This is a genomic window from Streptomyces avidinii, assembly GCF_014650695.1.
In the GTDB taxonomy this organism is placed as follows: domain Bacteria; phylum Actinomycetota; class Actinomycetes; order Streptomycetales; family Streptomycetaceae; genus Streptomyces; species Streptomyces avidinii.
Map to the genome: position 1 here is coordinate 373,934 of NZ_BMVL01000005.1, position 20,497 is coordinate 394,430.

19 protein-coding genes and 1 riboswitch are annotated in these 20,497 nt (G+C 72.5%); of the genes, 14 read left to right on the plus strand and 5 right to left on the minus strand.

All coding sequences use genetic code 11. The annotated features are described in order from the left end of the window. Window positions 1-71: 71 nt before the first annotated feature. Genes IE257_RS15430 through IE257_RS15445 form a run of 4 tightly spaced genes read left to right on the plus strand, consistent with a single transcriptional unit; the run spans window position 72 to window position 4,916 of the window. Window positions 72-1,325, plus strand: coding sequence for an ATP-grasp domain-containing protein (locus tag IE257_RS15430; protein WP_189968882.1), 1,254 nt, complete (start codon window positions 72-74; stop codon window positions 1,323-1,325). Between the two features lie 5 nt (window positions 1,326-1,330). After that, a complete protein-coding gene (locus tag IE257_RS15435; protein ID WP_189968884.1) occupies window positions 1,331-2,617 on the plus strand; it encodes an ATP-grasp domain-containing protein in 1,287 nt (428 codons plus the stop codon). Beyond that, window positions 2,614-3,885: an MFS transporter gene (locus IE257_RS15440; RefSeq protein ID WP_189968886.1), complete on the plus strand. Its 1,272-nt coding sequence runs from the start codon at window positions 2,614-2,616 to the stop codon at window positions 3,883-3,885. The genes IE257_RS15435 and IE257_RS15440 overlap by 4 nt, the downstream gene beginning before the upstream one ends. Continuing rightward, window positions 3,882-4,916 (plus strand): peptidogalycan biosysnthesis protein, encoded by a 1,035-nt coding sequence (locus IE257_RS15445; RefSeq protein ID WP_189968888.1) that lies wholly within the window; start codon window positions 3,882-3,884, stop codon window positions 4,914-4,916. Before IE257_RS15440 ends, IE257_RS15445 begins: the two co-directional genes overlap by 4 nt. A 44-nt stretch (window positions 4,917-4,960) precedes the next feature. Here the strand turns inward: IE257_RS15445 and IE257_RS15450 are convergent, their stop codons facing one another. Then, window positions 4,961-7,360 carry an ADP-ribosyltransferase domain-containing protein gene (locus tag IE257_RS15450; RefSeq protein ID WP_229920378.1) on the minus strand — a complete coding sequence of 800 codons (2,400 nt, stop codon included), beginning with the start codon at window positions 7,358-7,360 and terminating at the stop codon, window positions 4,961-4,963. Between the two features lie 279 nt (window positions 7,361-7,639). On the opposite strand from IE257_RS15450, the gene IE257_RS15460 reads away from it, so the two are divergent. From IE257_RS15460 to IE257_RS15470, 3 genes are all read left to right on the plus strand, one after another. Further along, window positions 7,640-9,139: an MFS transporter gene (locus IE257_RS15460; RefSeq protein ID WP_189968890.1), complete on the plus strand. Its 1,500-nt coding sequence runs from the start codon at window positions 7,640-7,642 to the stop codon at window positions 9,137-9,139. 115 nt (window positions 9,140-9,254) lie between these two features. Further along, on the plus strand, window positions 9,255-10,058 hold the full coding sequence (locus IE257_RS15465) for a peptidoglycan recognition protein family protein (RefSeq protein WP_189968892.1): 804 nt from the start codon (window positions 9,255-9,257) through the stop codon (window positions 10,056-10,058). A gap of 153 nt (window positions 10,059-10,211) precedes the next feature. Then, entirely contained in the window at window positions 10,212-10,604 is a 393-nt protein-coding gene (locus IE257_RS15470) for an STAS domain-containing protein (protein WP_189968893.1), read from the plus strand. A 16-nt stretch (window positions 10,605-10,620) separates the two neighbouring features. Here IE257_RS15470 and IE257_RS15475 read toward each other — a convergent pair whose 3' ends face one another. From IE257_RS15475 to IE257_RS15485, 3 genes are all read right to left on the minus strand, one after another. Continuing rightward, window positions 10,621-11,586: a helix-turn-helix transcriptional regulator gene (locus tag IE257_RS15475; RefSeq protein WP_189968895.1), complete on the minus strand. Its 966-nt coding sequence runs from the start codon at window positions 11,584-11,586 to the stop codon at window positions 10,621-10,623. Between the two features lie 115 nt (window positions 11,587-11,701). Next, a complete protein-coding gene (locus IE257_RS15480) occupies window positions 11,702-12,190 on the minus strand; it encodes a hypothetical protein (RefSeq protein WP_189968897.1) in 489 nt (162 codons plus the stop codon). Then, on the minus strand, window positions 12,177-12,635 hold the full coding sequence (locus IE257_RS15485; RefSeq protein WP_189968899.1) for an Ohr family peroxiredoxin: 459 nt from the start codon (window positions 12,633-12,635) through the stop codon (window positions 12,177-12,179). The genes IE257_RS15480 and IE257_RS15485 overlap by 14 nt, the downstream gene beginning before the upstream one ends. A gap of 75 nt (window positions 12,636-12,710) precedes the next feature. Continuing rightward, a riboswitch (guanidine-III (ykkC-III) riboswitch) is annotated at window positions 12,711-12,773 on the minus strand. 162 nt (window positions 12,774-12,935) lie between these two features. Here IE257_RS15485 and IE257_RS15490 point away from each other — a divergent pair. The 6 genes from IE257_RS15490 (at window position 12,936) to IE257_RS15515 (ending at window position 17,775) form a co-directional block, all read left to right on the plus strand. Beyond that, entirely contained in the window at window positions 12,936-13,151 is a 216-nt protein-coding gene (locus tag IE257_RS15490; RefSeq protein WP_132754741.1) for a hypothetical protein, read from the plus strand. Between the two features lie 70 nt (window positions 13,152-13,221). Continuing rightward, window positions 13,222-13,680 (plus strand): hypothetical protein, encoded by a 459-nt coding sequence (locus IE257_RS38260; RefSeq protein WP_229920379.1) that lies wholly within the window; start codon window positions 13,222-13,224, stop codon window positions 13,678-13,680. A gap of 127 nt (window positions 13,681-13,807) precedes the next feature. Further along, window positions 13,808-15,022 carry a hypothetical protein gene (locus tag IE257_RS15500; protein ID WP_189968902.1) on the plus strand — a complete coding sequence of 405 codons (1,215 nt, stop codon included), beginning with the start codon at window positions 13,808-13,810 and terminating at the stop codon, window positions 15,020-15,022. Window positions 15,023-15,104: 82 nt separating this feature from the next. Next, the gene (locus IE257_RS15505) at window positions 15,105-16,463 is read left to right on the plus strand and encodes a 3'-5' exonuclease (protein ID WP_229920380.1); all 1,359 of its coding nucleotides are present in this window, start codon (window positions 15,105-15,107) and stop codon (window positions 16,461-16,463) included. A 110-nt stretch (window positions 16,464-16,573) separates the two neighbouring features. After that, the gene (locus IE257_RS15510; RefSeq protein ID WP_189968904.1) at window positions 16,574-17,308 is read left to right on the plus strand and encodes an SDR family oxidoreductase; all 735 of its coding nucleotides are present in this window, start codon (window positions 16,574-16,576) and stop codon (window positions 17,306-17,308) included. Then, a complete protein-coding gene (locus tag IE257_RS15515) occupies window positions 17,305-17,775 on the plus strand; it encodes a nuclear transport factor 2 family protein (RefSeq protein ID WP_268251407.1) in 471 nt (156 codons plus the stop codon). Before IE257_RS15510 ends, IE257_RS15515 begins: the two co-directional genes overlap by 4 nt. 145 nt (window positions 17,776-17,920) lie before the next feature. Here the strand turns inward: IE257_RS15515 and IE257_RS15520 are convergent, their stop codons facing one another. After that, window positions 17,921-18,781 carry a Crp/Fnr family transcriptional regulator gene (locus tag IE257_RS15520; protein ID WP_189968906.1) on the minus strand — a complete coding sequence of 287 codons (861 nt, stop codon included), beginning with the start codon at window positions 18,779-18,781 and terminating at the stop codon, window positions 17,921-17,923. A gap of 442 nt (window positions 18,782-19,223) precedes the next feature. Here IE257_RS15520 and IE257_RS15525 point away from each other — a divergent pair, with 442 nt between their 5' ends. Then, window positions 19,224-20,477 carry an Hsp70 family protein gene (locus tag IE257_RS15525; RefSeq protein WP_189968908.1) on the plus strand — a complete coding sequence of 418 codons (1,254 nt, stop codon included), beginning with the start codon at window positions 19,224-19,226 and terminating at the stop codon, window positions 20,475-20,477. The last annotated feature ends 20 nt before the right edge of the window (window positions 20,478-20,497 follow it).

Below are 20,497 nucleotides of genomic sequence, written 5' to 3' on the forward strand. Positions count from 1 at the left end.
GCTGTGAGGCGAGTTGTTTTCGTCGATCAGGCCCATAGCCGTCACGCCCGTACCGCGGCTTTGCTGGAGGAATGAAGAACGGGGCGGGTCCGCGCGGGCCGGGAGTGCTGGTGATCGAGCCGATGGGGAATGCGGGGCGCTTCCTCGTCGAGGCGGCCGACCGGCTGGGAGTGCGTCTGTACGCAGCCACCCGCAAGGACATCCACGACGACTACCCGGACCGGCTGCGGGCCGCCCTCGCAGGGGTGTGCGCGACCGACCTGACCGACACCCCGAGGGCCCTGGAGGACATGGACGCCTTCTGCCGGCAGCACGCCATCACCGCGGTCGCCCCCTGCTTCGAGCTGTTCACCCCGCTCGCCGCGCTGCTCGCCGAACGGATCGGCCTGCCCGGCAACGATCCCGGGCTCGCGCGGGCGGCCCGGAACAAGATCCTGATGGGTGAGGCCTTCGCGGTCGCCGGGATCCCCGCCCCCCGCTGGGCGGTCGCGCACGATGCCGGCGAGGCGCACCGAGTGGTGCAGGCGCACGGACTGGGATGGCCGCTGGTGGTGAAGCCCGCGGAGCAGGGCGGCTCGTGGGGCGTGTCCGTCGTCGACGGCCCGGACCGGCTCGCCGACGCGGTCGGCGCGGCCCAGCAGTACACCCGTGCCCAGCCGCACGGTCTGGAGCTCGACACGCGGGCCCTGCTGCAGGAGTACATCCCAGGGGCGGAGTACTCCTGCGACACCGTGGTCGCGGGCGGGGTGGCGTACCCCCTGCCCGTCGTCGCGAAGGACACCACCGAGGGCCGGTACCGCATCGAGACCGGGCACACCTGCCCCTCCGGCCTGCCCGATCCGCTGGTCAGGAAGGTGCAGCACACCGCGGCGCGGGCGGCGCTCGCCGTCGGCGTCCGCAACGGGATCGCGCATACGGAGATGAAGATCCCGCCGGGCGCGGAGACCCCGTACGTGATCGAGACCGGTGCCCGCCTGCCGGGGGACAACCTGTGCGAGATCGTCGAGGCCGCGACGGGAGTGAGCGAAGCCGTGGCCCAACTCCAGGCCGTGCTCGGCCTGGTGCCCGACACCGTTCCTTCCCGTACGGACGCGGCGTCGATCCGGTTCCTGCTACCGGAGCACGGCGGTGTGCTGCGGGAGGTGGTCATCCCGGACCTGCCCGGTACGCACAGCGAGGTGCACCTGCGTCCCGGCGCCGTGGTGCCGGAGCCGGCGGATTCGGCCTGCCGGATCGGGCACGTGGTGGCCCGTGCGGAAACGGCTGAGCAGGCGCGCGGGCTGGCCGACCGGGCGGCCGCCCGGTCCCGAGCGGAAGTGGGCTGACGCAGGTGCAGAAGATCGCGTTCTTACGGTCGGTACGCATCCAGCGCGCCGACCCCTACATCCAGCAGGCCGTACGCGGGCTCGCCGCCGACGGGATCGAGGCCGGGCTGTTCCACACCAGCGGCACCGCCGGTGACGAGGACTTCCCCGGCCACCGGCAGCGACTCGACCGGGGGGTGACGCCCCGGGAGCTCGCCGACGCGGTCGCCGCATGGGGGGCGGATGCGGCGGTGTCGATCTCGCTGCCGTGCGAGAACGCGCTGCGCGACGCCGCGGCCAAGGCCCTCCTGGACGCCGCGGGCATCCCGACGGTCATGACTCCGCTCGCGGCGACGATGCTGCTGGTGGACAAGTGGGAGACCAAGCAGCTCTGCAAGCAGGCCGGGCTGCTGGTGCCCGACGGGTTCCGTGTCGACTCCGATCTGCTGGCGGGACGGGGTCTTCCGGTGCCCGGCTACCGGGATGCACTGCGCGTGCAGGCAGACCGGATCGGCTACCCGCTGATGTCGAAGCCCGTATGGGACTCGACCAGCATGGGCATCCGCACCCTGCGCTCACCCGCCGACCTCGACGCCTTCCTCGCACCGGGCCCGGAGTCGGCGTCGGTGTCGGTGCCGGCAGTGGTGTCGACAGTGGTGGAACAGGTCGTCGAAGGCGACCTGTGCAGCGTGGACATCGTGGGGCTACCCGGCTCCTACCAGGTCCTTCCCCTGTGCTGGACCGGACGCGCCGGAGCGGAGCCGGTGTTCACCTTCGCCGATCTGCGCTGGTGCGGCCCACGCCCGGAAGCGGACGCCGCGTTCGCCGAAGTGGCCCGTACCCTGGTGGACTTCTGCGCAACCATGGGAGTGCACGGGTCGGTGAACGTCGACATGATCTACACCGGCGGCCGGTTCGTGATCCTGGAGATCAACCCGCGCATCGGCGGCGCCACCACCCTCTCGTGCGCCGCGTCCGGCACCAACACCTTCACCTCGCTCGCCCGCATGGCCCGCGGCCTCCCCCTCACCGGAGGCACGGCACAACGGACCGGCTGGGCGATCGAATTCCTTGCCGGGGAAGGCAGGGAAGGCCTCCCACCGGCGGTGGTGACCGAACTGCGCCGACGCGTCCGGGTGGCCACCGCGCACGAGCTGGTCATCGACGGCGCCTCCCACGGCGACATCGTCGTGATCACCCTCGCCGAGGGCGAGGAGGACCGGACCGTGAAGGCCCTGACGGAGCTGCACGAGGCGACCGGCTTCCCCGCGGCCGATGTCCTGGGCAAGATCAGCTCCCTGCTGAACCGGTGAGCGCGGCCACCCACACCCGCCGCCCGCGTCTCGCGGCGGACCGCCTCGGCCTGCTCGGACTGCGCGGGCACGGCCTCTTCATCACCGGCAACCTGATCGACTCCGTCGGCAACGGCATGCTCCTGCCGCTGGGACTGTTCTACTTCACCGATGTCCAGGGCCTGCCACTGGCACAGGTGGGCGCGACGATGACGGTGGGTCAGGCCCTCGCCCTGCCCGTCACGTTCCTCGCCGGACGCCTCATGGACCGTGTCGGGCCGAAACGCGTCGTGGTGTGGGCGAACGTCCTCTCCGCCGTCGGCTTCGCCCTGTTCCTGCTCGCCCGCGAGCCGTGGCACATCGCCGGTGTGTACGTGCTCGTACAGGCCGGAATCAACATGTACTTCACCGCGCAGCGGACCCTGATCACCCACGTCACCCGGGCCGACGAACGCCGCTCCTGGTTCGCGTTCACCGGCTCGCTGCGCAACGTCGGGCTCGCCGCCGGGTCCGCCGCCGCGGCGGGCGCCCTGGCCGTGTTCGGGAACGGCTCGCTGCGCTGGATGATCGCGGTCGATGCCGCCACCTACCTCCTGGCCGCCGCCTGCTTCGCCGCCCTGACCACCAGCCCGCCGGAACCGGACGGTACGCCGCCGAGTGCCCTCGTGACCCGGGCCGACAACACCCGCCGCTACCTCCTGCTCGTGGCCGTCAACATCCCGTACGTCCTCGCGCAGGCCGTGCTCGCCGTCCTCGTCGCCGTCTACACCACCCGCACCCTGGGGCTCCCCGCCTCGGCGGCCAGCACGCTGTTCGTCATCAACACCGTCATCGTCTCCGCATGTTCGACAGCCGTCACCGCACACGTGGCGCCCAAGGTGCCCCGCCGCGCCGTCGCCGCCGGATACCTGATCATGACCGCGGGGATGGGGGCGTTCGCCCTGCCCTCGCTGCCGGGACTGCCCGGGCCGCCCGGTGTCGCTTCCACCGCCTGGGCGGCCCTCATCGTGGCGATCGCCCTGTTCAGCGTGGCGGAGATCCTCCTCGGCCCGGCGCTCAGCGAACTCTCCGTGAGCCTCACTCCCCAGGCGGCCGGGGGCTTCACACAGGGCCTGTACCAGTTCTCGTGGGCCGTCGGCATGGTCGCCGCCCCCGCCCTGTTCACCCTGCTGCTGGAGGCCGGCCCCCTCCTGCCCTGGGGCGTCGAAGCCGCCGTCTGTCTGATCGCCGTACTCGCCGCGCCCGCACTCAAAGCCCCCAATCGCCACCGCCGGAGGAACCCCCGTTGATCACGAGCATCGTCGAGTCCGTCCACGAGGTCCCCGCCGCCGAGTGGGAGCACCTCGCCCGGCCGGCGGGCCTCTACCTCTCCCACCGGTGGCTCGCCGGCGAGGAGGAAGACCCCACCGCCACCTGTGCGTACGCGCTCGTGCGGGACCTCGAAGGCACCCTGCTCGCCGCCGCCCCCCTCTACCTGGTGCGGGACGAACCGAACGACAGCTACCGGCCCGAAACCGTATTGCCCCCGCACCTGCGGCCGCGGGTGATCGCCGGCGCGCGGCGCGGCTACCACAACACCGCGCTCACGGCCCCCGGCCTCGGCCCCGGCCTGCAGGACGCCTGCCTCACCCACCTCCGGGGCGCCGTACGCGGCTTCGCCGACCACCACGGCACGACGCACTGGTGGCCCTACCTCACCGCCCCGGCCGCCACCCGGCTCGCCCCCCTCTACCCGGACAACCCCGCACTCCACCTGGAGGACGACGCCGTCATCCCCCTCCCCGGCACGGGCATCGACGACTACATCTCCTCCCTGCCCTCACAGCGCCGTGTCGGAGTACGCCGTGAACGCCGCGACTTCGCCGCGGCCGCCCTCGACGTACGCCGGCAGCTACTCGCGGACTGCTTCGAGGACGCCGGAGTACTCCTCGCCGGACACCAGCAGGACCACGGCCACGACCGGGACGGCATCGACGCGATGACCGGTCTGCTCAAACGGCAGGCCACGGCGATGGGCAGCGAAGCGCGCGTGGTGGCCGCCTACGACGGACACCGGATGATCGGCTTCTGCCTCTACTACCACTACGGGACCACGACGTGGATCCGCGCCGTCGCCCTCGACCGCCGGCACCCGGCCCCGCACCTGTACTTCAACCTCATGTACTACCTGCCCATCGAGGACGCCTACGCCCACGGCACGACCGCCCTGCACGCGGGCATGACGACCATCGAGGCCAAGCGCCGACGCGGCGCGGAGGTGTCCGGCCTGTACGCCCTGGTCGACGGGCACCCCGCGGGGCCGTCACCCCGGAGGGGGTGACGGCCCGTACGCGGCATACGTGCGGCCTGACGGTGGCGGGCGGGTCAGGACACCACGGGAGCGGCGTCCGCTTCCGTCAGCCTGACCGTGCACAGCCCGCCGCGCTCGCTCTTCACGTCCGTCACCTTGAGCTGGGTGCCCGGCGCGAGGATGTACTCCTCCTCCCCGGTGAAGGCGGAGAACCTCTTGATCCCGACCGCGTGGGCGGGCGTCACCTCGAAGAGCGTCCGCTTGCCGCGGCTGCCCAGGAAGGACCGGGCCACGCTCAGCTCGGAGGTGCACGAGGACACGCCCCACCAGGTCACCGTCCGGCCCACGGGGTACTGCGCCCGCAGGTCCAGCGACACACCGCGCCACAGCGGCTTCGTGTGGGCGGGCAGTCCGGAGACCGCCGAGAACAGCAGGCGCAGGTACGGCAGGTACGGCGTGACCCTGGTGCGGTCCGGGGAGCGCAGGACCGCGTTGATCTCGCGGTAGAACGCGGACTCGCAGGTGTAGAGGTGGAGCGCGGCGATCGCGTCGGCGGACAGGCCGCCGGACGTCTCGTCCGCCCGCCGCTTGCCGAAGTCCCGTGAGCGGTCGATGTGTCCGGCGAGCCCGGACAGCGTCGCGGAGACCGGTGCGACGGCGTCCTGGAAGTCCATCAGCGGGGTATCGAACACACCGGTGATCGCGGGGAGGACCAGGCCCTCGTCCTTGACGCTGGTGAGCCGCTCCAGGTACAGCTGGTGCAGGTTCATGGTCGACTCGATGAAGGCGCCCATCCGCGCCGCGACACCCGCGTCCGCACCACCGGTACCGCCGGCATCACCCGCATCACCCGCATCGGCCGCACCGGCCGCCACCTCGTTCCACCCCTTGCTCGGCAGCCAGTCGATCCCGTCGGCACCCAGCGATGCCAGGGCCTCGTTCACCATGGCGAAGTGGTCGCCCTCGCAGAAGATGTCGCCCTGCGCCGCCGGGTTCGCGTGGTCGATGTGCCGGACCTCGACGTCCGGGTACTTCTCCTGGAGCCGCACGACGACCTTCTTGAGGTTGCGGGCGTGCGCCCCCCACCAGGCGAACACGACCCCGCGGTCCTCCTCGGCGGCGTCCTGCTTGGCCTTGAGGATCTCCTCGACGATCCGCTCGGCGACGGGCCGCCAGAACGCCGTGTGCCGGTCGGCACCCATCGCTCCGTCGCCACTGGCGGTGAGCGAGGCGTTCAGCAGCAGGACGCCCTGCGTGAGCATCGCCTGGAACCACTCCGGCGGCTGGACCGTCTCCCGCTCCTTCAACAGCGCGCGGACATCGGCGATCGGAGTCTTCTTGGCTATGCCGTACTTCCACATCGCCGCCGCCTTGATGATGCAGCGGATGCTGACGACCCTGCCGAACTGACTGTCCTTCCAGTCGTTGAAGGTGTTGTCGAACATGGCGATGCCGGTCGCGCTCTCCGGACGCGGGTACGGATTCTGACCGAAGACGACCACCTTCCACTGGTGCGGTGCGTGGGGCTTGAGCGCCTGGAAGGTCAGCTCACGGACCGGGACGACCTCGGGGCTGCGGCCCTTCCCGATGAAGCGGGCGGCGTCCGGCTGCGCCTCGATGACGGGCTTCAGGAGCGGGAGCCAGGGCTCACCGCCGCCGTCGAAGAGCTCGGCGAGGGCCAGGGCGTCGTTCGCGTCGGTCACGGGGGAGGACCCTTCGGTGGGCGTGGGCGTGGGCGTGGGCGTGGGCGAGGTCGTGGCAGGGCTCTGGCCGGCAGGGTCGCCGTCCGGAACCGGGGCGGGAACAGGGGCAGGGGTCTTCGGGGGCACGATGCGTATGCGCTCCTCGACCGGGCGCTTCTCGATGCCTGCCAGCTGCGCGACGATGGTGGCGCGCAGCTCGTCGTCGTCCTCGAACCAGTGGTCGTGGAAGAGCGTGTAGCCGGTCCACATCAGGTTGGCGCACACCCTGGCCGGCACCCGGCCGGTCTGCGCTCCCATCCCGACCAGTGCCACGGAGCGGATGCTGCCCGGCGCCTTCCGGTTCTGCCGGTGGACCGCCTGGAACGCGGCGGCGCACGCCAGGGCCACATTCAGCGTGGCGCTCACGTTCTGCGAGGACTGCACCATGGTCGGCGTCGATATCAGGAACCGGGGCACGGCCGCCCCCGACGGCACGCAGACGGCGCTGCCCACCGGCATGGCCCCGGCGAACCGATCGCGAATCGCCCGCTGCACACGCAGCTGGATGCCGGATCCGAGGTACCGCTTGATGACGGCGTCGGCCCCACCGTCCATCCGGCCCCGGGAGTTCGTCGGGGTGACCCAGGCATCGACGTCCTGATCGAGGATCGAGCCCCGGCGGATCTCGATGCCGGGGGTGTCCGCGAACGCGGCTCGCCACGCCTCCACCACACGCTCGTTGACGTCTGTCAGCACCACTCTGAGCGCAGGCAGAGCACTGCTCTCGATCATCGTCCACTCCTGTCGGAAAACGGCTCGTTCAACACCTCGAACCTAACCGCCACCACTGACAGTTGTGCCGCCGGCCGAGGACGCGCGTGTACGGGTCGCGGCAGGTGTGTCGCGGGCGGTGCGGCCGCGGGCTGCGGCAAGCCGGGAGCCTGCCGTCGGCCGGGTCGTGCGGTGCATGGGCCCGTACGGGCAGCCGTCCTCGGCCGGGGCCGCATGGCCGGTCGGTTCGCGGGCACCCGGCAGGACGGGGGACGATCGAGCAGGAGGGAACAGGAAGCGATGGCATCCGCCGCCTCAGCACCGGAGGACTCCGTGCCGGCCGGCACGGGCACGGTCACCACAGCCGTGCCCGCCCGTCTCGACCGTCTGCCGTGGTCCCGGTGGCACTGGATGATCGTGATCGGCCTCGGCACCGTCTGGATCCTCGACGGGCTCGAGGTCACCATCGTCGGCAATGTCGCCGGCCGGCTCGCCGAGGAAGGCAGCGGCCTCGACATCACCGCCGCCCAGGTCACCGGTGTCGCGGCCGCCCTCTACGTGGCGGGTGCGTGCTCCGGGGCGTTGTTCTTCGGCTGGCTGACGGACCGTTACGGCCGCAAGAAGCTCTTCATGGTGACCCTGGCCGTCTACCTGGGCGCGACCGCGATGACCGCGCTGTCGTTCGAGTCCTGGTGGTTCTTCCTCTTCCGCTTCCTCACCGGGTTCGGCATCGGCGGCGAGTACGCGGCCATCAACTCGGCGATCGACGAACTGATCCCGTCCCTGTACCGGGGCCGGGTCGACCTCATCATCAACGGCAGCTACTGGCTGGGAGCGATCGGCGGCGCCCTGCTGTCCGTGGTGATGCTCGACACCGACATCTTCCCCCAGAACCTCGGCTGGCGGCTCAGCTTCGCCCTCGGGGTCGTCCTCGGCCTGGTCATCCTGCTCGTACGCCGGCACGTTCCCGAGAGTCCACGCTGGCAGTTCATCCACGGCAGGGCGGAGGACGCCGAGGAGCTGGTGTCGTCCGTCGAGCAGCAGATCGAGGAGGAGAAGGGCGAGCGCCTCCCGCCGCCCGCCGGTGAGATCACCATCCACCAGCGCAAGAGCATCGGCTTCGGCCTGATCGCCAGGACGGTCTTCGGCCGCTACCCGCGGCGCGCGATCCTCGGCCTGTCGCTCTTCATCGGGCAGGCGTTCCTCTACAACGCCATCACCTTCGGATTCGGCACCATCCTCACCACGTTCTTCGACGTGCCGACGGGACAGACCGGCTACTACTTCGCCGTGATCGCCGCCGGCAACTTCCTCGGCCCCCTGCTGCTCGGGAAGCTGTTCGACACGGTCGGGCGCCGGATCATGATCTCCTCCACCTACCTGCTCTCGGGTGTGCTCCTGTTCGGTACGGCCTGGCTGTTCGACCGGGGTTCGCTCACGGCGACGACGATGACGGTCTGCTGGTGCGTGGTGCTGTTCTTCGCATCGGCGGGAGCCTCCAGCGCGTACCTGACCGTCTCGGAGGTGTTCCCCATGGAGACCCGCGCCATGGCCATCGCCTTCTTCTACGCCCTCGGCACCGCGGCGGGCGGCATCAGCGGCCCGCTGATCTTCGCCGACCTGACCGAGTCGGGTGTGGTCGGCGACACGGCGCTCGCCTTCCGGATCGGCGCCGCGCTGATGTGCGCCGCCGGTCTCGTGGCGGCATTCCTGGCGGTCAAGGCCGAACGGCGCTCGTTGGAGGAGATCGCCGAGCCCCTGTCGGTGGCGAAGCCGGCCCCGTCCTCCGGCTCCGGCTGACCGCAGTTCTCGATCCGTCAGCCCCGGGGCGGGCGGGGCCGGTCGGGGACAGTCCGGGGGGTGCGCGGTGTGTCTGCGCGGCCGGTGGAGCCGCGGTCCCCTTCAATGGCGCGGCATGACCTTCTCCGCACTGCACCAGCCGTCGGCGCGCGCCGCCGCGGCCCCCCGCACCCGCCGGTCGATCCTCACGGGCGCCTTCGCCCTGGCCGCCGGCGCGGCACTGCCGCTCGCCGCGGCGGGGCGGGCGTACTCCGCTGCCGCACCGGACATCATCGGCTGCACCGCCTGGGGTGCGCGGGCGGCGTCCGAACCCGTCGTCGTCCTGGCCAACGGCCCGGAGCGGATCATCGTCCACCACACGGCCACGGCGAACGTGACGGACTACTCCAAGCAGCGCGCCTTCGCCCTCGCCCGCGCGATCCAGACGTACCACATGGACGCGCAGGGCTGGATCGACACGGGGCAGCATTTCACCGTCAGCCGCGGGGCGTTCGTACTGGAGGGACGCCACAGCAGTCTGGCGGAGCTGCGCACCGGTGCCCGCCAGGTGCGGGCGGCGCACTGCGTCGGCCAGAACACGGTGTCGATCGGCATCGAGAACGAGGGAACCTACACTTCGCAGGTCCCGCCGGCGGCGCAGTACGCGGCGCTGGCCGATCTGTGCGCCCACATCTGCGACCAGTACGGCCTGCCCGCGTCGGAGATCTACGGCCACCGCGACTTCAACGCCACCTCCTGTCCCGGTGACCGCCTCTACGCCCTGCTCCCGACACTCCGCAAGGATGTCGCCGCCCGCCTCGGCACGCCTGTGGCCGACCCGGCGGAGGCCGCCGATCCCATCGGGGACCTCGTCCGCCAGGCGACCGGCCGGCCGGCCTCCACGTACGCGGAATACCTCCCGGCGGGCCTGCTGCCCTGACGGTCGGCCCCTTCCGGGCCGGGGCGCCTTGTCCGTCAAACGAACACCTGCGGTTCTTCGTTTCCGCGGCTGTGCGCCGCCTCGGGCCCGGATAACGTCGGGCCCGGGTGGTCGCCGAGGGAGGTCCACCCGTGGATCTACGGGAGGTCCGAGATGAATCCGCCGGCCGGCCGCGGTCCGCACAGCGTCACGGTCGTCACACGCATCGACCGCACCGTGGTCACCGTCACCGGTGACCTCGACCTCGACCGTGTCGACGCGTTGAACAGCGTGCTCCTGGGAGCGTGCTCCGATCCCGGCGCTCCGGAGCGGGTGGTCGTGGATCTCACGCGGCTCGCGTTCTGCGATTCCGCCGGCCTCAACGCCCTGCTGCGCGCACGCCTGTTGTGCGAGTCGAACGGGCGCACCCTGATCCTCGCCGACCCCGGCCCGCAGTTCTTGCGTCTGCTGTCCATCACGGGCGCCGACCTGCTGTTCAACCTCAGTGGCCCCGAGAGCGGCGAGACGGGCGAGAGGGGCCACGGGACGACCCGCACGGCGCCCTGACCGCGGCCCGATCGGGTCAGCGGGGTCCGCCGGTTCTGAGGGTGACGGAGGGCGCCACGCCGTACGCCTGACGGTAGGCGGCGGCGAAGCGGCCCTGATGGGCGAAGCCCCACCGGCCGGCGACGGCGGCGACGGTCGTGGTGCCGGACGGCTCGGCGGCGCGGAGTTCGGCGTGGGCGCGGTCCAGCCGGACGCGGCGGAGGTGGCCGAGCGGCGTGGTGCCGGCGTGGCGGGTGAAGGCGTACTGGACCGCGCGCGGCGTGACCGGGACGGAAGCGGCGATGTCGGCGAGCGTGATGTCCCGGTGGGCATTGGCCTCGATGAACGAGACGGCGCGGCGCAGGGTGTCGCTGTGCGCGTCGCGCGTGTCCCGAGGGGTGGCCCTGTCCGTCCGGGCGTTGTTCGGCAGGGTCTTGAGCACCGTGGCTGCCAGGTGCTGGACGGCGGTGGACACCAGCAGTCCGCCTTCGTCGTCGTCGCAAGCGGCGGATTCGTCGAGGACGTGGTCGCGGAGATAGGCGACGGCGGCGCCGAGCCGCCTGTTCTCGGCCGGACCGACCGGCCGGGCCCCGGTGATCCGCACGTCCTTGTCCCCCGGGAGGGAGGCGACCCGGTTCAGCAGGTGGGGGTCGAACATCGTGATCGTGCACCGGGCTGCGCGGACCTGCCCCTCGTACGGCCGGTCGTGAGGTGCGAGGAGGAACGTCTGGCCGGGACCGAAGATCTCCTCGCGGCCGCCCGTGGTGTCCACGATGCTGCCGCTGTGCATCGTGACCAGGCACACCTTGCCCAGGCAGCCCGCGTCGTAGCCCATCGTGTAGCCGAACGACAGACGGTCCACGCTGAGCCCGCCGACCGCTGTACGGGAGATCCGCGCCCGGGTGTCGGAGGGACGTCCGCCGATCTGCATGGGGGTGTAGGCCGCGGACAGGAAGGCCTCGGTGGCTGCGAGGTCCCCGCTGTCGAAGAAGAGCTGCGTCACCCGGGGGCCTCCCCTTACCGCTTACCGCTTTGTTCGGCGTGGCTGCCGACACCGTCCGCTTCTCAGTATGCCGTGGCCCGCGAGGGAGGGTCGGGCAAGATCCGAAAGAGACGACCTACAGCCGCCAGTACGTACCGGTGCGGGAATCGACGTGCACCACGTGGCGGCCGACGCGCACCACGTGGTGGTCCGGGCCCGACCAGGAGCCGCAGGCGTCGTCGCCGGCGGCGGGCAGCGGGGTCCAGACCTCCAGGAAGGTGGAGCCGTCCGGGTTGGTGCCCCGCTCGACGAGGTTCGCACCGTCCCACCGGAAGGTGCCGGCGTCCTCACCGGGCTCGCCCGTGAGGTGGTGGAAGTGCACCCGGGAGCCGTCGAAGGACGTCGTACCGGCGAAGCCCCGGCTGTCGGCGTAGTACGACCCGGCCTGCAGCCACACCACTTCGCGGTCCTCGACGAGGGGGCCGCCGTTGCGGCTGATGCCGCGCCGCAGCCAGGCGCCGTGCTCGGGCACCGGGACGCCGGGGCCGTCCGGCAGGTCCCCGACGTGCCCGACGTGCCCGACGTGCCCGACGGGTTCGGCCGGGCCCGACTCAGACGAGGTCATCGGTGGCGGCCCCGTCCACGTCCACGGCCAGGAGCGTCAGCGGTACGTTGCCGCGTACGGCCTGCGAGTACGGGCAGACCGCGTCGGCCCGGTGCAGCAGGGGCTGGAGGTCGGCCGCCCGCCAGCCGGGCAGGCCGACGGTGAGCGTCACCGCGAGGCCGTAGCCCGCGGGCGTGTCCGTGGTGCCGAGCTGCACCTCGCAGGCCACGCGTGCGGCGGAGGCGTCCGCCCCGAACTCGGCGGCGACCTCCGCGAGGGCGGAGGTGAAGCAGGCGGCGAAACCGGCCGCGAACAGCTGCTCGGGGTTGGTGGTACCGGGCACCTTCTTGCGCGGCGGGGCGAGGCGGACGTCCAGACGTCCGTCGTCCGTGCGGACGGATCCGGTGCGGCCCCCGGCGGCGTGCGCGGTCGTCCGGTACAGGCTGCGGGTGAGTGGCACGGTCATCGTGTTCGGCCCATCTTGCTCGACGAGGACGCTGCCCGGGTGCGGACAGCGGTCGGCGCTGCTCGTGCAGCACCTCGCGCGTCGTCGTGCGTAACCGGGTACGGCGCATCTCGTCCGGGGCCCAGGACCGGCCGCCGGACAATCTAGCAACGCGGGCCGTCGCCCGGGGCGTGCCCCGCGGTGAAGTTCCTCACCCGGTGCCGGTCCGGCTGCCGGCACGGGCCGTGCCGGGCGGCAGGGCAGGGGTGGGCGGGTGCGTCGCGGCCACGGGCCGCTTCCTACACTCGGCCCGTGGACGCGATGAGATGTACCTACTGCGGTGGCGTCGGCCTGGAGCCGGGTTTCGTCGAGGACGCCGGGGAGGGGGCCCGGGGGTACGCACGCTGGATCGCCGGGCCGCTGGAACGCGGCCTGTTCGGCGGTGCCAGGCGGCTGGGCAGGCCCCGGCGGCGCATCGAGGCGTACCGCTGCCCGCACTGCGCCCACCTGGAGCTCTTCGCGACCGAATCCGTCTGACGGCCGGCCGCCGGGCCGCGGTGGTCCCGCCCCGGCTCGGCCCGGCCGGCCCCGGATCCCGGCCTACGACGTGACCAACCGCGAGATGCTGGAGGGCGCCCGCGGTCTCGCGGAGAACCCCGAGACCGGGCGCCCCGAGGACTTCGCCGCGCGGGTCCTCGACATCGTCGCGGCGCAGGGACCCACACCGCTGCGGATCCCGGTCGGCGACGACGCGTACGGCTACCTGGACCTGGCCGAGCAGGCCTCCCGCGAGGAGTTGGCCGCTGCCCGGATCCTCACGCAGGGCCCGCCCCGCCGCCGGCCTGACGGTCACCGCGCGTGGTGCTGGACGCCCCGCTGTCCCGGTACCCGTGCCGACCGGGGAGCGCCCGAGCGGCGGTGGTCGGCACGCTGTCGGCGGCCCGGGAAGGGGTTGCGCCGTACGTTGGCGCTGGGGGCCGCGATCAGCAGGCCGACAATTACCAGGACCGCGACGAGGATGAGCACGGTAACGAGGTTCATGTTCCTGCCTTCCGTCGGTAATTGACTGCCTGTTACTACATCTTGTTACCGAAAACCGGGCCGGTAAACACAGAGGGTTACTGAATGCGCAGCCGTAGTTCATGAGCAATATTCGGCGGAGGCGGTCCGGCGCCACCGGGTAGCATCCCGGGATGCCGAAGACGATCAAGATGCTGAGCCCGGAGGCCGGGCGGACCGACACCGCGGGGCTGCGTGGGTGCGACGCGGACGCCCTCGTGAAGTGCGTGGCCGACACGGCGCAGCCGTGGTGGCGCCGTCGAGCCTGCGTCGAGGCGCTGGACGGACGGGTGCCGGAGCGGCGCGTGGCCGACTTGATCGTGCGTGTCCAGGACACCGGTGATGTGAGCGAAGTGCGCATCGCGCTGCTGAAACTGCTCGCGGACCGCCCTGAGCTGCTGCCCTGGCTGCGGCACGAGGACCGGCAGCAGGACAGCTCGTACGGCATGGCCGAGGCGGTCCTGGGGGCCCGTGGCGCGCTGGGAGACCTTACGGCGGCGGGCGCCCTGGCGGCGCTCGCCTTCAGCCCGTGGCGCCACCGGCGGGAGATCGGCGAGACGGCGCTCGACCGACTGGCCGCCCGGTACGGGGCCGAGGCGGTGCTGGCCGGACTCGACGAGAGCCGCCCCGAGGACCGCTCCACCGGCGTCCGTCTGCGCCACCACGCAGGCGAGGACGTCACCGCCGCACTCGCGGACCCCGACCGCACCGTCGCGTACCGCGCCCAGGAGTTCCTGGCCGACCCCGAACGGCTGCGCGGCTACCTCGACGGGGCGCCGACCGAGGAGGCGAAGCTGTGGGCCGTGTACGCGCTGTACCGGATGACAGATGACGTCGCGGAGACCCGGCGGCTGTACGCGGAGTCGGGCCGGCCCCGCGTCGAGGTGGACGGGCTGGACGAGGAGTTGCGTGCGGCGATCGTCCACGAGTACGGGCAGTGGTGCCAGGAGGGCAGCGATCCGCGGTGGCGGATCGAGGCCCTGTGCGCGGAGCCGCCGTCGCCTTCCGACCCGGCCGAGCGGCTGCTGCGGGCCACGGCCGCGCTCACCGCCGCGGGCCTCGCGCCCGAGCCGCCGGTCTCCTGCGGGGAGGCCAACCAGCAGGGGGACGGTACGTACGACGTGATCGGCTACGGCGCGGGCGACGGCGAGGTGCGGATCAGCACGCTCGGACGGTTCGCCGCCGACTGGAACGAGGATCCGGACGTGCGCCGCGCCCTCGAATCGGCCGGGTTCCGCTGGATCGACGAAGCCGTCGGCTCGATCCGGGTTGCCGGCCTGGAGGTGTACTACTTCGGCGCCCGCGCCCCGTTGGACGTCCGCACCCTGCTGTTCTACTGGCAGGACTGAACCTCCTTCGCGGCGGCAGGCGCCCTGCCGCAACGGTTGCGTTCCGCTCTACGATCGCCACTCCGCGTACGAGGGGGCTGGTATGGGGGCAGGCGGGGCATCGTCGCAGCGGGCGCAGGACGCGCGGCGGCAGGAGCGGTTACTCCGGGAGCAGTGGCAGGCCGGCCGCCGGCAGGCCCTGCGGTGGGAGGCGGTCGGCGAGGGCGAACAGCGGGTCCTCGCGCAGCTGTTGGTACTGACCGCGCGCGGCTGGCGGTTGCTCGTCCACCGCCAATGGTCCCGGACGCGGACCGCCGACGCGGACATGCTGCTGGTGGGGACCGGCGGTGTCTTCGTCATCCACGTCACGGCCGACGGCGAGCCGGGGGAGGGACGGGCGGCCGGGCTGCTCGCCGCCACCAGGGCTGCCGAGAGCGCGGTGGCGTCCCTGGGAATGTCACCGGTGGCGGTCCAGCCGCTCATGGTGTTCGCCGGGCAGCGCCGCGACGCGAGCCTCGGCCGGATACGGCTCCTGGGCGAACACGAGATCGGCCCCGTGCTCCTGTCGCAGCGGCACAGGCTGCGGGCGGAGTCGGTCCGGGCGATCGCCGATCATCTGGAGCGGGTGTTCCCGCACTATCGGGGGTCCGCGGTCGACCAGGAGCTGCCGCCGCCGCCCGAGAGCCGGAGACAGAGCTCCCCGGACGGGCTGTTCGACCTGGAAGGGCTGCGCGGTGCGGCCCTGGAGGGGGCCCTCCGGGTGCGTCTCCTGCACGCGCTCGTCGGCGATGTGCCCAACGGTCTGCTGCTCGTCGGCGACGGCCAGCAGACGGTGTACCCGGGTGGCTTCCGCCTCACCGATGCGGGCATCGACATCCGCGGCGACCGCGGGCAGGTGCTGCGCACCAACTACCGCAACAGCAAGCAGATCCTGGACGCAGCCCTCACCGTCGTGGCCGACGACGCCTTCGAGGACCTCGACGGCGAGCGCACCCCCGGCCGCCGCGACGTCGACCTCACCTACCACGACGGGGACGTCGTACGCGTCACCCGGCCCACGGTGGACGCCCACGACGGGGAACTCCTGGACGCCCTGCGTGCCCTGCCCGACGGCGCGCTCGCCGACACCGCCCTGCTGTGCCCCTCCCTGCGCGCCGTCGGCCACTACCAGCGGTTGCTCACCCAGGCGGGGCTCCCGGTGTGCCAGTTGGAGCACTACGACGGCCGTGCGGTCGACGCGGTGAAGCTGGGCACCTATCGCAGGGCCAAGGGCCTGGAGTTCAAGAACGTCTTCCTGCCCCGGCACGACGCGGTGATCGCGACCGGGACGCCGGCCGGGACGGCGGGTGGTACGCAGACGCCGCAGACGGCCCGGGAGCGTGAGGAACTCCTGCGCAGCAGGCTCTTCGTGGCGATGACCCGGGCCCGTGACCTGCTCTGGCTCGGCAGCGTCCCTTCCTAGCGGGCGGGCAGGCGCGTTGCCAGGGTGCACCGCGTCCTGGTTGGCCGGACGCGCGGTGCCCAGACTCGGTCGGGCGGAGTCATCCGCTTCGAACGAGGAGCAGAGCAGGTATGAGGAACGAAGCCAAGGTCGTGGCCATCACCGGAGCCAGCAGCGGGATCGGGGAGGAGACGGCCCGGCGGCTCGCTGCCGACGGCCACCGGTTGTTGCTGGGCGCGCGGCGCACCGATCGGCTCGATGCGCTGGGCCGGGAGATCAGCGAGGCAGGTGGTACCGCGGTCTTCCGGCGGTTGGACGTCACCGACGCCGCCGATGTACGCGCCTTCGTGGCCGCCGCCCGGGAGCACTACGGCCGCTTGGACGTGCTGATCAACAACGCCGGCGTGATGCCGCTCTCGCCGCTGGGCGCGCTGAAGGTCGACGAGTGGGACCGGATGATCGACGTGAACGTACGGGGCGTGCTGCACGGGATCGCCGCCGCCCTGCCCGTGATGCGCGCCCAGGGCGGCGGACACGTCGTGAACGTGGCCTCCGTCGGCGCGTACGAGGTGTCGCCCACCGCGGCCGTCTACTGCGCCACCAAGTACGCCGTCCGCGCGATCACCGAAGGGCTGCGCCAGGAGTCGGACGGCTCCGTCCGGGTCACTCTGGTCTCTCCGGGCGTGACCGAGTCCGAATTGGCCGAAGGGATCTCCGATCCTGTCGCCAGGGAGGCCATGAAGGCGTACCGGGCCGTGGCGCTGCCGGCGTCCGCCATCGCAGGGGCCATTGCCTATGCCGTGGCCCAGCCGGCCGGGGTCGACGTCAACGAGATCGTCGTCCGTCCTGCTGCGAGTGCGCAGTGAGCGCCGGGACGCACGAGGACCTGCTGCGCCGCCTGCGGGTCCTGGAGGACAAGGAAGCGCTGCGGCGGCTCATGATCCGCGGTTGGCGGGCGCTGGACCGCAAGGACTGGCGGACCTGGATCGAGTGCTGGGCCGAGGACGCGGTGCTGGACTTCGGGCCGTGGGGAGAGATACAGGGGAGGGAGGCGGTCCGGGCGAAGGTGGAGCAGGCGGAGGCGCACTTCCCGAGCATTCAGCACCACATTCTGAACATGGACTTCCAGGTGGAGGGTGACCGGGCGACGGGCATCGGGTACATGTGGTTCGTCGCCGTGACCGGGAGTGGGCAGACCTCTTCTCCCTACTCCATGGGCGGTCCGTACGACTGGGAGTTCCGCCGCGGTTCCGAGGGCGGCTGGCTCCTCGTCCGCCAGAGGCTGGGCGTCTGGTGGACCGACGGGGAGGAGAGGCCGGCGGGCCTCGGCTAGCCCCCCCGCCCTCGCCGACGGGAAGTCCGTCGGCGAGGGCGGGGAGTCGGAGAGTCAGGGCGTTGCCGGGCGGGCGCTGCGGGCGTCGCCGAAGTCCCACAGGCAGACCACGGAACTGAGAAGGCGGGAAGGCGGGATGAAGGGATCAGCCCGTCCTGGGCAGGGTGGCGTCCTCGCCGGGCGGCGCCGCCGGAGCGGGCGTCGGGCCCTGCGCGGTCAGGGATGCGCTGTAGGGGCCGGTGGCAGGCTCGGCGCGGGTCGGGCGCGGTTCCAGCGGCGGCCGCTTGGGCCGGGGCGGCCGGGGTCCGCGCGGGGCGGGGATGCCCGGCAGCAGGCCCTCGTCCGCGGCCGGCCAGCCGCTCTGCCCGGCGATGGCCCGCAGGATGCCAGCCTCGCGGACGATGACACCACGGTACTTGGTGGCCACCGCGCCGGCGGCGCGCAGACTGCGCAGGGCGCGCTGCACGCTGGCGTCGGAGATCCCGGCGAGGGCGGCGAGGTCCGCGTGGCTCAGCGGTACGTCGATCCGCAGTCCCTCCGGGACGGTGCGCGCGTAGCTGCGTACCAGGTTGTCCAGGGTGCGGGCGAGGCGGACCGTGGCGGTCCCGCTGCTGGAGTCGATGCGATGGCGCGTGGCCCCGCGGAGCTTGCCCGCCACCGACCGCTGCACGACTTCCGCCGCGGTCGGGCTCTCCCGTAAGAAGGAGCGGAAGGCGGCGGCGGTCAGGATCCGGGTGACGGTGGGTCGGACCGCGACCACCGTGGCGGACCGCGGCTGGCCGTCCAGCGCGGAGATCTCGCCGACGAGTTCGCCGTGCACGCGCAGGGCCAGCAGCACGGTGGCGCCGTCCTCGGCGCCGCCGAAGACCTTCACGCAGCCCGAGGCGATCAGCAGGGCCGTCGTCTCGGGGCCTCCTTCCCGTATGAGGACCTCCCCGACGCCGTACGAGACGACCCGGCCGAGGCCGATCAGCGTCTCGCGGTCGTCGGCCGCCAGATTGGCCATGAGTGTGCCCTGCGGCCAACGACTCACTGCCGTCGTGTGGTTCCTGGAACTGGACTGGGTGTGCGTGCGCATGGGAGCCCCCCTCGGCTTTCACGCCCGCTCGTGCACGGGGCGGTGCCAGTGCGAGGAACTTAGCGCACGCGGAAGTTGTCCGGGGATGAGATGGACAGACCGGATCAGGCGACGAAACGGGCGGGTGGAGCGAGACATTCCCCATCTGCACCACAGGCTGCGGCCCGCCCCAACTTGCCTACTGACCAGTCATGTTGTGATGACCTCGGCATTTCCGAACGGCCGGGACCCGCGCGGCCCCGGGGCGGGCGGCGCGTGCACCCGCATTCCCTCACCTGACCGGTTCCTGACGGCCGCCCCGCGCCACGATGGGGCTCCCGGCGAGGACGCGCCGGGCCAGGGAGCGGGACGACGTCACCCAGGGGGAGTCGTGGCCAACGGCAGGAGCACCGCCCGTGCGGGGCGAGGGGAGCGGGAGTGGTCGCTCGCCGTCGACTTCGGCACCTGTTTCACGACGGCAGCCATGTTGGGGGACGAGGATGCCGCGGGTGCCGTCGGACCCCGCTCCCTGGAAATCGAGAACAGCCGTTGCCTGCCGGCCCTGGTCTGCCTGGACGACAGCGGCGCCCTGCTGACCGGCCGGGCCGCTCAGCAGCGCGCGGTGCACCATCCCGACCAGGCGGAACGCGCCCCCAAGCGGGCTCTGGCCCGGCAGCCGGCGGTGCTGCTGGGCGGCCGCTCCCTCCCCGCCGCGGAACTGGCCGCCGCGGTCCTGCGTCGCGTGTACGCCGAGGCCCGCGCCGCGCACGAGGGCCGCGCGCCCGCCCGTACCGTCCTCACCCACCCCGCCCGCTGGGGCACGGCCGAACGCGGCAGGCTCGCCGAGGCCGCCGCCCTCGCAGGCATCGCCGACCCCGGCTTCCTGCCCGAACCGGTGGCGGCGGCGCTGCACCACGGCCAGGTCCACGCGGTGCCCGAGGGCGGCGCCGTGGCCGTCTACGACCTCGGCGGCGGCACCTTCGACACCGCGGTGCTGCGCCGCACCGCCGAGGGGTTCGTCGCCGTCGCCATCGGCGGTGACCCCTACCTCGGCGGCGAGGACCTCGACGAGTGCCTGCGCGACCTCCTCGCCGAACGGGCCGCCGACCGCGACCCCGACCCCTGGCACGCCCTCTGGGACGACCCCGGGCCGCCCGCCGCGGCCCGGCGCGCAGCGCTCGGCAGGGAGTTGACGGCCGCGCGGGAAGCCCTCTCGCAGACCGGCTCGGTGGACCTCGCCGTGCCCGGCTACCCGCAGCCCTTCCTGATCCGGGCGCACGAGTACCGCGCCGCCGCCGAGCCCCTGCTCACCCGTAGCTACGAGCTGCTGGCGGCCACCATCGCGGACGCCGGGCTCGACGCGGCGGACGTGCACGAGATCGTCCTGACCGGCGGGGCCAGCCGCACCCCGCGGGTGTCCGACCTGATCGCCGAGCGGACCGGGCGGCTGCCGCTGCTCACCGCCGACCCCAAGTCCGCCGTCGTCCTCGGCGCCCTGGCCGTCCTGCCGCCGACGCGGCCGCCCGGATCCCCGGAGGCGGCGCAGCCACCGGATACGGACGGTGCGGCGGCCCCGGGCGGGCGCGTCCGGCGCTATCTGAACCCGGACGGGGACCTGGGATTCCGCTTCACCCCGCACCGCTGACACCCGCAGCCCTGTCACCT